The sequence below is a fragment of the Alistipes sp. An116 genome (assembly GCF_002161005.1).
GTDB classification, from domain to species: Bacteria; Bacteroidota; Bacteroidia; order Bacteroidales; family Rikenellaceae; genus Alistipes; species Alistipes megaguti.
In genome coordinates, this window is the sequence record NZ_NFLR01000012.1 from 43793 (window position 1) to 57543 (window position 13751).

Annotated in this window: 8 protein-coding genes; 2 read left to right on the top strand and 6 right to left on the bottom strand. The window is 61.2% G+C overall.

Features of this window, described 5'->3' with window-relative positions:
• Positions 1 to 42 precede the first annotated feature (42 nt).
• Entirely contained in the window at positions 43 to 435 is a 393-nt protein-coding gene (locus tag B5E60_RS09155; RefSeq protein WP_087311206.1) for a DUF2721 domain-containing protein, read from the bottom strand.
• A gap of 211 nt (positions 436 to 646) precedes the next feature.
• On the opposite strand from B5E60_RS09155, the gene pflB reads away from it, so the two are divergent.
• Positions 647 to 2875, top strand: coding sequence for a formate C-acetyltransferase (gene pflB / locus B5E60_RS09160; protein WP_087311207.1), 2229 nt, complete (start codon positions 647 to 649; stop codon positions 2873 to 2875).
• 12 nt (positions 2876 to 2887) lie between these two features.
• The gene (pflA, locus tag B5E60_RS09165; protein ID WP_087311208.1) at positions 2888 to 3613 is read left to right on the top strand and encodes a pyruvate formate-lyase-activating protein; all 726 of its coding nucleotides are present in this window, start codon (positions 2888 to 2890) and stop codon (positions 3611 to 3613) included.
• A gap of 101 nt (positions 3614 to 3714) precedes the next feature.
• Here the strand turns inward: pflA and B5E60_RS09170 are convergent, their stop codons facing one another.
• From B5E60_RS09170 to B5E60_RS09190, 5 genes are read right to left on the bottom strand one after another with little or no spacing between them, the layout of a single operon-like run.
• Positions 3715 to 4959, bottom strand: coding sequence for an MFS transporter (locus B5E60_RS09170; protein ID WP_087311209.1), 1245 nt, complete (start codon positions 4957 to 4959; stop codon positions 3715 to 3717).
• An 18-nt stretch (positions 4960 to 4977) separates the two neighbouring features.
• Entirely contained in the window at positions 4978 to 7656 is a 2679-nt protein-coding gene (locus B5E60_RS09175; protein WP_143260711.1) for an exo-alpha-sialidase, read from the bottom strand.
• Positions 7653 to 9185, bottom strand: a complete 1533-nt coding sequence (locus tag B5E60_RS09180; RefSeq protein ID WP_087311211.1) for a RagB/SusD family nutrient uptake outer membrane protein — start codon at positions 9183 to 9185, stop codon at positions 7653 to 7655. The genes B5E60_RS09175 and B5E60_RS09180 overlap by 4 nt, the downstream gene beginning before the upstream one ends.
• Positions 9186 to 9206: 21 nt before the next feature.
• Positions 9207 to 12473 (bottom strand): SusC/RagA family TonB-linked outer membrane protein, encoded by a 3267-nt coding sequence (locus B5E60_RS09185; RefSeq protein WP_087311212.1) that lies wholly within the window; start codon positions 12471 to 12473, stop codon positions 9207 to 9209.
• Positions 12474 to 12492: 19 nt separating this feature from the next.
• Positions 12493 to 13737, bottom strand: a complete 1245-nt coding sequence (locus B5E60_RS09190; protein WP_087311213.1) for a sialidase family protein — start codon at positions 13735 to 13737, stop codon at positions 12493 to 12495.
• Between the last annotated feature and the right edge of the window lie 14 nt (positions 13738 to 13751).

Below are 13751 nucleotides of genomic sequence, written 5' to 3' on the forward strand. Positions count from 1 at the left end.
GAAGACGGCCGGTGAAGACGGCCGGCGGAGGCTGCCAGCGGCCTATTTCTCCATGTCGCGCAGGTGGATCTCCAGCGCCCGGACCGAAATCTGAATCTCGTGCAGCGAAACGCCGAGCGATGCGATCAGCAGAAGCAGCGCCAGCCCGAAGATCCACGCCGCAACGCCGAACAGCCCGACATAGATCAGAAACATCGTCACCACGCAGAAGAAGAGGCTCGAGACACCGAGCGCCTGCATCATGCGCGTGAGTTGGAGCCGGCGGCGGAGGTTGTCGATCTGGGCGCGCGTCACCTTCGAAGGGTGTTCGAGGTGCTGCTCCTTGAGCGTGCGCACCAGCTGTGCATAGGAGAGAAAGCGGTTGGTGTAGGCCAGCAGAATCAGCGACACGGCCGAAAACAACAGCGCCGGCGTGGTCAGGGTAAGTTCTTCCATAGGGCGAGATGATCAGGATTTACCGCAAAGATAGCCATTTTCAGCAATTTCGGAAAGTGCGTTTCCAAGGGCCCCGGCTACCGAAACGCAGGTGTTTTTTTCAAATTTTATAAAAATTTGTAACCGCGATTCGTTGCGTATGGGAAAAATCGTCTATCTTTGGCGCCAAAAGATGACAATCTTAATCCCAAAACGAACAACAAACGCATCTATGGAATTGAACAAAACCTTTATCGACGGGCTTTGGAGCAAGGAGATCAACGTCACGAGTTTCGTGCAGACGAACATCACCCCCTATCTGGGCGACGCCTCGTTCCTGCAGGGACCTACCGAACGCACCCGACACATCTGGAATCTCTGCCTGAAGGCCCTCGAGGAGGAGCGTCAGAACAACGGCATCCGCTCGCTGGACAACAAGACCGTATCGACCATCACCTCCCACAAGGCCGGCTACATCGACCGTGAGAACGAACTGATCGTGGGCCTGCAGACCGACGAGCTCCTCAAGCGCGCCATCAAACCCTTCGGCGGTATCAACGTCGTCTCGCGCGCCTGCAGGGAGAACGGCACGGATATTGACGAAAAGGTGCGCGACATCTTCACCCACTACCGCAAGACGCACAACAACGGCGTCTTCGACGTCTACACCGAGGAGATCCGCTCGTTCCGCTCGCTGGGATTCCTCACCGGACTGCCCGACAACTATGCCCGCGGCCGCATCATCGGCGACTACCGCCGCCTGGCCCTCTACGGAACGGACCGCCTGATCGAGGCCAAGCAGCAGGACCTGCGCTCGCTCACCGGCCCGATGACCGACGCCCGCATCCGCCTGCGCGAGGAGGTGGCCGAGCAGATCAAGGCCCTCAAGGAGATCCGCACGCTGGGCGAATACTACGGTCTGGACCTGAGCCGTCCGGCCACGTCGGCCCAGGAGGCCGTACAGTGGGTCTACATGGCCTATCTGGCCGCCGTCAAGGAGCAGGACGGCGCCGCCATGTCGCTGGGCAACGTCTCGTCGTTCCTCGACATCTTCATCGAATACGACCTGGCGCACGGCCTGATCGACGAAACCTTCGCCCAGGAACTCATCGACCAGTTCGTCATCAAGCTCCGCATGGTGCGCCACCTGCGCATGCAGTCCTACAACGACATCTTCGCCGGCGACCCGACGTGGGTCACCGAGGCCATCGGCGGACGCTTCAACGACGGCCGTACGAAGGTCACCAAGACCTCGTTCCGCTTCCTGCAGACGCTCTACAACCTGGGCCCCTCGCCCGAGCCCAACCTCACGATCCTCTGGAGCCCCGATCTGCCGCAGGGATTCAAGGAGTTCTGCGCCCGCGTCTCGGCCGACACCAGCTCGATCCAGTACGAGAACGACGACCTGATGCGCGAAGTGCGCCACTCGGACGACTACGGCATCGCCTGCTGCGTGTCGTACCAGGACATCGGCCGCCAGATCCAGTTCTTCGGCGCCCGCTGCAACCTGGCCAAGGCGCTGCTGCTGGCCCTGAACGAGGGCCGCTGCGAGAATACCGGCACACTGATGGTCAAGGGAATCCCGGCGCTGTCGGAGGGTCCGCTGCGCTTCGAGGAGGTGATGCAGAACTACAAGAAGGTGCTGCACGAGATCGCCCGCGTCTACAACGAGGCGATGAACATCATCCACTACATGCACGACAAGTACTACTACGAGAAGGCCCAGATGGCATTCGTCGACACCGACCCGCGCATCAACCTCGCCTACGGCGTGGCCGGCCTCTCGATCGCCCTCGACTCGCTCTCGGCCATCAAATATGCCAAGGTGACCCCGCGCCGCAACGAACAGGGACTCACCGAAAGCTTCGACATCGAGGGTGAATTCCCCTGCTTCGGCAACAACGACGACCGTGTCGACCATCTGGGCGTCGATCTGGTCTACTACTTCAGCGAGGAGCTGAAGAAGCTGCCCGTCTACAAGAATGCCCGCCCGACGCTGTCGCTGCTGACGATCACCTCGAACGTGATGTACGGCAAGAAGACCGGCGCCACGCCCGACGGCCGCGCCAAGGGTGTCGCCTTCGCACCGGGTGCCAACCCCATGCACGGACGCGACAAGAGCGGCGCCATCGCCTCGCTCTCGTCGGTGGCCAAGCTGCGCTACCGCGACTCGCAGGACGGCATCTCGAACACCTTCTCGATCATCCCCAAATCACTGGGTCCGACGCCCGAGGATCGGGTCGAGAACCTGGTGACGATGCTCGACGGCTACTTCACCAAGGGGGCCCACCACCTGAATGTCAACGTGCTGAACCGCGAGATGCTCGAGGATGCCATGGTGCACCCGGAGAAGTATCCGCAGCTGACGATCCGCGTATCGGGCTACGCCGTGAACTTCACCAAGTTGAGCCGCGAACACCAGCTGGAGGTCATCAGCCGCAGTTTTCATGAGCGGATGTAGCACCTGGCAGGGATGATTCGCGTACACTCCTACGAATCGATGGGAACCTTCGACGGGCCGGGACTCCGGCTCGTCGTCTTCCTGCAGGGCTGCCCGTTCCGCTGCCTCTACTGCGCCAACCCCGACACGATCGAGACGGGCGGCGGCCGGGAGACCGATCCGGCCGAAATCCTGCGCATGGCCGTCGACCAGAAGCCCTTCTTCGGGCGGCGGGGCGGCGTCACCTTCTCGGGCGGCGAGCCGACCCTCCAGGCCGCGGCGCTCGTTCCGCTGGTGCGCGATCTGAAGGAGGCCGGGATCCACGTCTGTCTGGACTCGAACGGCGGGGTGTGGAATCCGGCCGTCGAGGAGCTGATGGGGCTGGTGGATCTGGTGCTGCTAGACGTCAAGCAGGCCAATCCCGAACGCCACCGCGTCCTCACCGGACGCTCGAACACGCAGACGCTCCGCACGGCGGCCTGGCTCGAGGAGCACGGACGGCCGTTCTGGCTGCGCTACGTGCTTGTCCCGGGCTACAGCGACGCCGAGGAGGATATCCGCCGGTTGGGCGAGAGGCTGGGCGGCTGCCGCTCGATCGAACGGGTCGAACTGCTGCCCTACCACACCCTCGGGGTCCACAAGTACGAAGCGATGGGACTCGACTACCGCCTGCGCGGCGTGCGGGAAAACACCCCCGAGCAACTGGACCGCGCAGCAGCGCTGCTGCGCGAATACTTTCCGACGGTGGTGGTCAACTGACGGCCGCCCCGACGAAGAAAAAGAGATCCGGTGACGAACAGAGCGCCGCAGTGTCTGACTGACGCTGCGGCGCTCCTCGTCCGGCGATTACACCAACCTACTCACTCCATGTTATCCGTCGCAGGTTTCAATACGCTCAATTGCAGAAGCAGGGCTACGGCAATCACCCCGGCCAGCAGGGCAAAGCCCTGCCCCAGATTGCCGCTGTCGGCCCAGCGCCCCAGCACCTCGGTGCAGGCCGCGCCGGCAAACACACCCAGCATGTTCAGAATTCCGTAGGCCGTGGCCCGCTGGTGTGTCGGTACAAACTGACACAGAATCGGCATGTTGTTCGTATCAAACATTCCGTATCCGATTCCGAAGCAGAGTCCGGCACCCACGGCGGCAAACATGCCGTGGCCCAGTCCCAGCAGCACGAGCGCCGGAATCATCAATCCAAGCCCGATAGCGCTCGTGTAGATGCGTCCCCGCAGATTCCGGCGCACCCACCAGTCGGACATCGGCCCGCCGATCAACACGCCCAGGAACGATGAGAAAGCGATCGTAAAGGTCGATATGGGACCCGCAACCGACATCGGGACATCGAGACTCCCGGCAAAGAGGGTCGGGAGCCAGTTTTTCGTGGCCCAACCCGGCAGGGACGACGAAGCGAAAAAGAAGAGGACGACCCAAAACGCCACATTCGAGAACAGCATGGCAAAACTGTGCCAAATCGGAATTCCCGGCTGCTTCGGTTTCTGAAGGGATTCCGTTTCGGGACGGGCCTCCCGCTTTTCGTGCAGGAAGAGCATCAACACCACGGCATAGACGATGCCGATGATTCCGAACCAGTGGAAGGTCGCCTGCCAGGAGAAGAGCGAGGCGACCGTCGCGCCGAATCCGCCGACGGCCTGCCCGACATAGAGGCCCGTCATATGGACACCGATGGCAAAACTCCGGGCCTTGCCCGTGTGGTAGTCGGCAATCAGCGAGAGGCTTGCCGGGATGTAGAGGGCCTCGCTGACGCCCATCAGCGCCCGCAGCCAGTAGATCTGCTGGAACGAGGACGAATAGCCCATCAGCAGCGTGACGGCCGACCATACACCCAGCGAACCGATGATCAGCCATTTGCGGCTCAACCGGTCGGCAAAAGCGCCGGCCACCGGGCTCACCAAACCGTAAATCCAGAGGAAAACAGCCATCAGACGGCCGAAATTGACCGCCGACTCCAGCTCCGTAATATCGATCTGCATCGAATCGCGCATCGTCGAGAGCATCTGCCGGTCCATGTAGTTCAGCAGAGCAACGACCCACAACAGCGCAACGACAATCCACGGATAATAGCGTTGTATCTTCGTATTTTTCATGATATGCTTATTCTATGATCAATCCATGAGCAGATGCCAGATCTGCGTCGTCCGGACGCCGGGGCGGGTCTCGCCTCCCGACATCACCACCTCGCCGCCGACCGTTGCAAGCGCAGCCCCAGCCCGGGCCGAACGTCCCGAGACACCCGCCTCGCTCCAGCTCTCGGTCCCGGGATCGAAAATCCAGATGCGCGAGCGGAAACGATAGGCCGCGGGCGGCTGCGAGAGATAGTTGCGCCGGGCCGCATCGTCCCCGAGCCTCAGCGCATCGGAAAAGATCTCCCGGTCGACGCCCCCGACAACCAGCAGCCGGCCGTCGGAGAGGGACGTTGCGGAGGATCCGGTCATCGTTCCGCCGTCGGGTAGTCCGGGAATCCGGCTCCAACGCTTCGTCGCGGGGTCATACCGATAGCCGTAATCCGCCACGCGACGCCGTTCGGGATCGAATCCGCCCCAGACATATAACCGACCCCGGGCGGCGAAGGCAACCGGTTGCACGAAAGGCTCGGGAAGCGGGGTCAGACGCTGCCACATCCACCGCCCGTCACGCGTATCGCAGGCCAGCACCTCACACGAAGGCTCTCCGTCGGCCAGTCCGCCCGCCAGATACAGCATACCCGCATCCTGTGCCGCAGCTCCCTGTTCGACGGCAAGCGGTAGATCCGGTCTCGGACGGAGCCGCAGCTTCCCGCCCCGCAGGCCAAGCGACAAGACCCGACGCATGGCTCCCCGTGCATTGGCGCCGCCCGCCACCACCATTTCGCCGGGCAGGGACCACGCCATGCCGTAGGCCGCCGGTTCGGGAAGATGGCCGGCCAGTCGCCATACGGGGTGTTTCGACCGTATGTCGGACAGGATCCAGACCTCATCGTAGAAGCGCTTCTCACCGCCCTCCGCGGCCGGAGTCTCCGGGAAGTTGGCCCCACCGGCCACGATCAGACGGTTCCCCACAGAGCCGGACAGAGAGGCCGAAACGCCCCGAGCAAATCCGGCATCCGTGGAGGGAATTGCGGATAGCTCCCGCCAGACCGGCATCGAGGCCGTCGAATCACGGACCAGGTCACGCAGCTTCACGGCTTGGAACACCAACTGAGCCCGGCTCGACTCGTAGAGAATCCCGACCGTTTCGTCGTCGACCATCGTCAGGCACGAATAGCCCCAGTTCTCCTCCTCGTCAAGCAGCAGGCTGTTGCGCGTCAACCAGGTATCCCCGCCATCGAGACTTGCCTTGACGGTCAAATGGCTGCGTCCCTTTGTCGTATCGGGATTCGCAAAGAGCAGCAGATCCCGCCGCAACACATTCCCGGAGGCCGGCACCGCCAGCAGCGATGCCATGCAGACCGGTTCACGCAAAAAACCCGTCGAGGGGTGTTCCAGCCATGTGCGACCCATGTCGACCGTCGTACTGACGGCACGCCCCGTACGACGATTGTCCCGCATGTTGAGCATCAGCCTGCCGGGAGCGATCTCCGCCACCTGGGACTCGGTGGTGTTGCTGCGCGCCCCGCCGTACGTCTGCCACGTCGCACCATGATCGCGGCTGTACATGATCCCGGCGTGCGGGATCCGCAGCGAGTCGATATACTGAATCGGGAAGACCAGCGTTCCGTCGTGCATCGTGATTCCCCGTCCCGGCCCCTGCAACGTGAAGTACCAGTCGGCCCGCTTGATCTGTCGGGTCAGATTCCGCGGTTCCGACCAGGTCTGTCCGTCATCCCGGCTGCTGACCAGCATCAGTTGGGCCGTCTCGATCGGCTCGAAGCCGTTTCCTACGGCAGTCCAGGCCCGGTCGTTGCCCAAGCCGTGGGTCCAGGCCGCCACGACAAAGATCTCGCCCGTGGATTCATCGACCAGAATCGACGGATCGCCGATCCCGTTCTGTGCCTCGGGAAGTCCGCCCCGACAACCCATGTCAAGAATAATCCGCATCGGCTCCCAAGTGCGACCGCCGTCCGTGCTGCGACTCAGTCCGACATCGATGTCCTCCTGCAGATCCAGACTCGTCCGGTGGCGGACATCGTAGACCCCCAGCAGTGTTCCCTGCGGAGTCGTTACCAGCCCCGGGATGCGATAGGCATACACTCCGTCGTCGCCGTGCTGACGAACGGCAACGCCCCACCGGTGAAGTGGCTGCCCCGAGGCGATCGTCTCCACCGGGCGGCCGTCCGCTTCCACCTGCACGATCTCCAGCCGAAACGGCTCGGAGAGCTCCGACACCTTCGATCCGTCGGCCTCCAGGCTCACGTAAAACCAGTTGCGTCCCTTGACAAGCCGCTGTCCGGAGACGAGCCGCAGCCGGCCGTCGGCATCCGGGCGCCCAACAGCCTGCTCCACGGCATAGGCCGGATCGGCATAGAGCCGTTGTCCGCCTCCCAGCCACCGGAACTCATCACGCATGGCATAGGAGGTCGTCCGTGAAAGCATGGCCGACATGGTTCCCGTGTAGAGCAGCCGCACCGCACGGATCGCCTCGGGCGCCACCCCTTCGATCCGGATCTCCACCGCATCGAGGCATGAGGGAGAATCCTCCGCCTCGAGACAGAATTCCGCCACCACATTGTGGGTCTTGTCCAGAATCACTGGCACCCGGGTGTGGTAGAGCTCCGCCCGACTTGTCGAAGCGGCTGCCGGCAGGACACTCAAACATCCCGCCGCCAGCAGCATCACGCTCCGAAGATAGGTCAATACGGCTCTCATTCCGTTACATAACCTTCATTCTGTTTGACCTTGTTGTCCTTCGAAAGAACACCCGAGTCGATCGGCCAAACCAGTTTCAACTCATTGCCGTTCACCAGCTCCAAGGCATGTTTGCCCCCGGCCATGCGACGGACATCGTACCAGCGTTTACCCTCGGCCACGAACTCGGCATCGCGTTCGGCGAGGATCGCCTCCTCGGCGTCGTCTGCCGTCGTATAGGTGAACGTCTCGGCCGACGAGCCGCAGGCCCGCTTCCGGACCACATTGATCCAACGCTCAACCTCCGAGGACTGATTCAGGCCGTTGGCGATCTCGGCCAGCATCAGAGCGACATCCATGTAGCGGTAAACCGGCATGTCGTTCGTATACTGCACCCTGCCGTTGCTCGTCTCCCCCAGGAACTTGCGCAGGATCAGACCCGCCGGCTGCAGTTCGCCATCGTTGTTCATGTCGTAGAACTCCAGGAAAGTCTCGTCCCGACGCGTATCCGCCGCCGAGAAGCGGTCGTAGAACGACAGCGCATACTCGTAACGCATCGCTCCGCTTCCGATATTGAGTTCGTTGCCCAGCTTGTTGCCGTTCTTGTCATACCACTTCGTAAAGGTCCCCACGTTGTAGGTAAAGTTCGAGTAGAAGTTGGTCTTCTCTCCCAGCTTGTAGCGCAGCGCGAAGATCGTCTCGCGATTGGCATCCTTGTTCGTCGGCGAGAAGGCATCAATGAAGTCCGCATTGTAGGTGTAGAGCGGCTCAACCTTTTCGAGCGCCGTCCTGGCCGCCGTAAGATCCTCCTCCGGAGTCGGCGAAAACACCGCACTTCCTTTCAGAGGCTTTACCTTCGCTCCCCAGAGGTAGACTTCGGCCTTCAGACAGTACGAGGCGGCCTTGTTCCAGTAGCAGTTCTTCCCCTTGAAGTTCCCGAACTCGAGTTGCTCGTAGATCGAACACGACTTGTCGATATCGTCACGCACGAACTGCCAGGTCTGCTGCTCGGTGGCCCGCTCGCGGCTCAGCGCCGCAATGTCGCTCGTCATCAGCACGTCGGGCTTGTCGCACAGAGGCACCCCGCCCCAGGTGCGGAGCATGTGGAAGTAATAGAAGGCCCGCATGCCGTACAGCTGTCCCAGATAGGTGTTGCGCGTCTGGTCGTCGAGGAACTCGCAGGCCGACGTGAGCTTGTCGATCGCATGGTTGATCTGGTAGATGTCCATATAGAAGTTGCCCCAGTTGGTCAGCACGGGGTTGGCCTCCGAAAGATTGTTGCTCACGGCCTCGACGTTGTAGGCCCCCTCGCCGGTCGAGGTCACCGAGGCCGTATTGAGCAGGCCGCCGCGGCTCTCGCCCATCAGCCAGAAGGTTTCGGCACGCTCGCGCAGGCGGTAATGCAACCCGACCATGAAGCGTTCGCACTGCTCCTCGGAGTTCCAGTAGTTGTTGATCGAATAGATGTCCTCCGGGCCCAGGTCCAATGCGCTGCACGATGCCGTCAGCACACTTACAAGCAGGGAAATATGAAATTTGATCCGTTTCATCGTTCTTGAGTTTTAGTGTGATTAGAAGGTCGCCTTGATTCCGAAGAGCACCGTGCGCGGAATCGAGTAACCACCGTTGCCGTTCACGCCGTATTCGGGATTGTAGAGCGAGGATCCCGTCCAGTAGAAGAGGTTCTGCCCCGTGACCGAGACCGCCAGATTCTTCATCCGGATCATGCGCGCCCACCGCTCGGGCAGCGTGTAGGTCAGCGAAATCTCCCGGGCGCAGAGATAGCTCGAATCATCGTAGAAGATGTTGCTCATGCGATAGTTGTTCCGGAACTTCGTATCGGCATACATCAGAATCGGGTACGTGGCGTTCGGATTCGACTCCGACCAGGTGTCCTTGCTCTCCTTCAGGGTGTTGAAGGTTCCCTGCGAAAGCGCCATATAGTACTGTTTGCGGCTGTTCTGGGCCACGTAGCCCGTCGCAAAATCAAAACGGGCATAGAGCGAAAGTCCCTTCCAGTCGACCGAAAGATTCATACCGCCGACCCATCGCGGAACCGTATTGCCCATCTTCACCTGATCGTACTGGTCGATCACGTTGTCTCCGTTGACGTCGTAGAAGACCGCATCACCCGGCTGGAGCAGCTGCCCCTTGGCCTGTTCGTCGGCCGTCAGCGTGGCCCAGACGCCCGGGCCGTAGATCGTTCCCGACGAAGGCGTCGTGTCCACATACCAGGCGTAGTTCGCCAGATCGGCATCGCTGCGGACGATATCCACCATCTGGTAGGCATACGCCACGCCGTACTCCTGTCCCTCCTGCTTGCCGCCGACCCAGATCAGATCGCCGGCCGCATTGTAGACCTGCTGTCCGCCCTGACGGTTGTTCTGATTGCCGTTGTCGGGCAGCTGGATGATCTTCGAACGCATGTAGGTGGCGTTGCCGCCGAACTGGATCTTCCAGTCTTTGTTCTGGAAGAGCGTCGATTCGAACTCGAACTCCAGACCGCGGTTCCGCACGCTGCCGTTGTTCGTATACTGGTTGCCCACACCCGCCGAGCTGGGGAAGGGCACCTCGGCCAACAGATCCGACGTGAGCTTGTTGTAGGCGCCGATCGACACCCGCAACCGGTTCCAGAAGCTGGCCTCCACGGCCACATCCACCGACGTGGTCTTCTCCCACAACAGATCCGGATAGGGAAGCTTGTTGATCAGAATGCCGTATTCATCCTCATAGTTGTTCGTCTTGCCGTAGTTGCCCTGCAGATCGTAGGCACCAGCCAGGATGTTCACATTGCCGTTCTGACCGTAGCCGGCACGCAACTTCAAACTCGACAACCAGCGGGAGGTTCCCTCCATGAATTTCTCCTTGTGGAGATTCCAGGCCGCACTCACACCCGGGAAGAAGCCCCACTTGTTGTTCACCAGTTTCGAGTAGCCGTCGTAGCGGGCCGAGAACGAGAAGAGGTACTTTCCCTTCCAGTCGTAGCTGGCATTGCCGAAGAAAGACATGCTCCGCTCGCGGACGTGCGTCGAGTTCATGCTGATCTTCGTAATGTTCTTGTCCTCGGTCTTGTCGATGTAGCCCAGGCTGATGAAGTCGTCGAAGTCCGACCCCTGACCGCCCGCCGAAAGACCGAAGTTGTATTTGTCGTAGAACTCGTAGCCGACGATCACGCTCAAATTGTGGTCGTTCCACGAATTCTCGTACCCGGCGATCGCATTATAGGTCTGCGACAACATCCGGGAATAGCTGGCCGAGGCGGCATGGTCGCTGTTGTAGGTGCCGGGATTGACCAGATAGGTCCGGTTGAACTTCTCCTTCTCATACATGTTGAAGTACCACATACCATTCAACTTCAGCGTGATATGGTCCGTCAGCCTGAAATTCAGACCCTGATTCATCGTAAAGCGGTAGTTCGTGTTGCGGCGGTAGAAGCTGTCCTTGGCAGCGTCCCAGTTGCCGTTCTCCCAGTTGGTCGTCGGGATGATCTCGTCGCCGTCCAGGTTGTACTGCCGCATGGTCGGGGGCGCCGAGAACATGATGCCGAAGAAGTTGGCCTCGCCGCCGCCGATGTAGTCGCTGACCTGGCGGCTATCCGACCGCGAGAAATTCAACGAGCTGGTCGACTCGAGCCACGGCGTGATCTTGTAGGAGCCGTTGGTCACGAATGACAGGCGGTTGTAGTAGGAGATCACCGGGAAACCCGACTCGTCGTAGTAGCCCAGACTTGTGTAGTAACGCCCCCGCTCGTTACCGCCCGAGGCGGAGATGTTGTAATCCTGCGTGAGCGCCATGTCGCGCACCGAAGCGTCGCTGGCCGTAAATTCGTTGTAGATGATCGTCTTGCCCGTGATCGGGTCCGTCATGCTCTTGTAGCCCTGGTCCAGCAGGAAGGCATTCTCGTCGGTCAGGAACATCGGACTGTAGACTCCGGCCGCCGACTGGTTGCCGTCCGCCGTCCAGACATTGCCCGTACCGAAAGGCCCCGCAGCCGAGAGGGCCGCGATGTTGCCCGAACGATAGGAGGCCAGACGCAGGTAGTAGAGATAGTCGTCGGCCTCGAGGAACTCGTTCGTCCTGCGCAGATAATTCATGCCGATGTTGGCCTTGAACGAGATCTCGGAGCGACCCACCCGGCCGCGTTTGGTGGTCACCAGAACCACTCCGGCATTGGCCCGGGCTCCGTAGAGAGCCGTGGCGGCGGCATCCTTCAGGATCTCGATCGACTCGATGTCGTTGGCGTTGATATCGTTCATGTCCTCCTTCTGCACACCGTCGATCACGTACAGCGGAGAGCCCGTACCGTCGAGCGCCGCACCGCCGCGGATGACGATCGAGGGGGATGCACCGGGCTGTCCGGTCGTGGTGGCGACACGCACGCCGGTGACGGTTCCGGCCAACGCCGTCAGTGCATTGGCCCGCACGCCCCGTTCGAGCACCTCGCCCGAGACCTTCGAGATGGCGGCCGTCAACTTGTCCTTGGTGACCGTCCGGCCGTAACCCGTCACGACCACCTCGTTCATGTTGATCGCATCCTCGTCAAGCGAGACGTTGATTTCGTTTTTCGAACCTACGCCAATCGTTTGCGACGTATAGCCCAGCGAACTGAAGACGAGGGCGCTCTTGCTGCTCTTGACCGTCAGCGAATAGGTTCCGTCCACCGACGTAGTCGTTCCGTTGGTGGTTCCCTGCTCGATGATCGTCACACCGGCCATCGGATGGCCGGAGGTATCGGAGACCTTGCCCGTCACCGCAACCCGGGATTGTGCCCCCGCCACGGTGATTGTGAACAGTGCCAGCAGAGCCAGCATCATTCGGATTGTATTAGTTTTTTTCATGGTTTCAGATTGTTTCAGGTTATTCGAACCAATAGCCGTAGTCGGTCACCTCCTTGGGAAGCACCATCACGTCGAGACGCATCCATCCGGCCGGACGATTGCCCGTCTGACGCGTAAAGCCCTTCTCGGGACCCGCCTCGAAGACAATGGCCACACGACCGTCCTCGAGCAGAGTCATGTCCGAATAGCCGGCGGCCAGTTCGTACAACTGTTGGCTGCGGGTCCACCCCTCGGCACACGTCGGACTGCGGTAAAGCATCAATTCGGAGCGGTTGTCGTTCGAGGTGGTCTGGACGCCGCCCTTCGGACCGCAATAGAGCACCATGTTGCCGCCTGTGCCCAGCACGCTGGCGTGGCAGCCGCTCTCGAAGGAGGGAAGCCCGCTGTCCTTGATGGCCGACGACCAGGTCTGGCCGCCATCCTTCGACGTGGCCGAATAGCGGTCGGCCCCCTTGCGGATGTTGATCGTCAGACGGTTCTCTCCCGATTCGGCAATCTGGCACTCGCCGCCAAGCACCTCCGAGCCGATCTTCCACGTCGCGCCGTGGTCGTCCGAATAGACCGCCACGCCCGAGCTCGAAGCCCCGTCGTACTGCCGCGACGGGAAAATCAGACGGCCGGCATACTTGCCCTGCGAGATACGGATTCCGGATCCCGGGCCAAATCCGGAGCTGAAATAACCCGTACGGATCACCTGGTCGGTGACATCCTCGGGGGCGCCCCAACTCTTTCCGTTGTCCGACGAGACGATCCGGAAGACCCGGGTCTTCGTCGCATCGGCATCGAGCTTCACCCAGCGGCAGCAGAAGAGAAAGATCTTTCCCGTTTCGGGATCCGCCACCGGGGTCGGGTCCATGAAGGCGTATCCACCGCCATTGGCCGACTCCGTCAGGTTGACGGCCTCGGACCAGTTTTTCCCCTGATCGCTGCTGCGGCGCACCACAATATCCGTATAGCTCTTGTCCACCCACGAATCGTGGCGGGCCTCACAGAAGACCAGCAGCGATCCGTCGCCGGCCGTCACCATGGAGGGAATCCGATAGGAGTTTGCTCCGGTCCCCGCCGTGAAGGGGGTCGAGCGCTCGATCTGCGAGAGGCTGACCGTCCCTTCGGTCGCCTCGGGGCCCAGATCCGGCATCAACGGAGTGATCACCTCCGGACGTTGGATCTCATCATCGGCGCAGGCCGTAAACGTCCCGGGCAATAGGGCCAGCAGCGACACCAGCGCAACGGCTCGGTAAACATTCGTCTTTTCTGATTTCATGATTCAGGTCGATT

Coding starts and splice junctions, on each gene's coding strand:
- pflB (WP_087311207.1), top strand. CDS start 647: ATGGAATTGAACAAAACCTTTATCGACGGGCTTTGGAGCAAGGAGATC.
- B5E60_RS09175 (WP_143260711.1), bottom strand. CDS start 7,656: ATGAGAGCCGTATTGACCTATCTTCGGAGCGTGATGCTGCTGGCGGCG.
- B5E60_RS09185 (WP_087311212.1), bottom strand. CDS start 12,473: ATGAAAAAAACTAATACAATCCGAATGATGCTGGCTCTGCTGGCACTG.
- B5E60_RS09180 (WP_087311211.1), bottom strand. CDS start 9,185: ATGAAACGGATCAAATTTCATATTTCCCTGCTTGTAAGTGTGCTGACG.
- B5E60_RS09170 (WP_087311209.1), bottom strand. CDS start 4,959: ATGAAAAATACGAAGATACAACGCTATTATCCGTGGATTGTCGTTGCG.
- pflA (WP_087311208.1), top strand. CDS start 2,888: ATGATTCGCGTACACTCCTACGAATCGATGGGAACCTTCGACGGGCCG.
- B5E60_RS09190 (WP_087311213.1), bottom strand. CDS start 13,737: ATGAAATCAGAAAAGACGAATGTTTACCGAGCCGTTGCGCTGGTGTCG.
- B5E60_RS09155 (WP_087311206.1), bottom strand. CDS start 435: ATGGAAGAACTTACCCTGACCACGCCGGCGCTGTTGTTTTCGGCCGTG.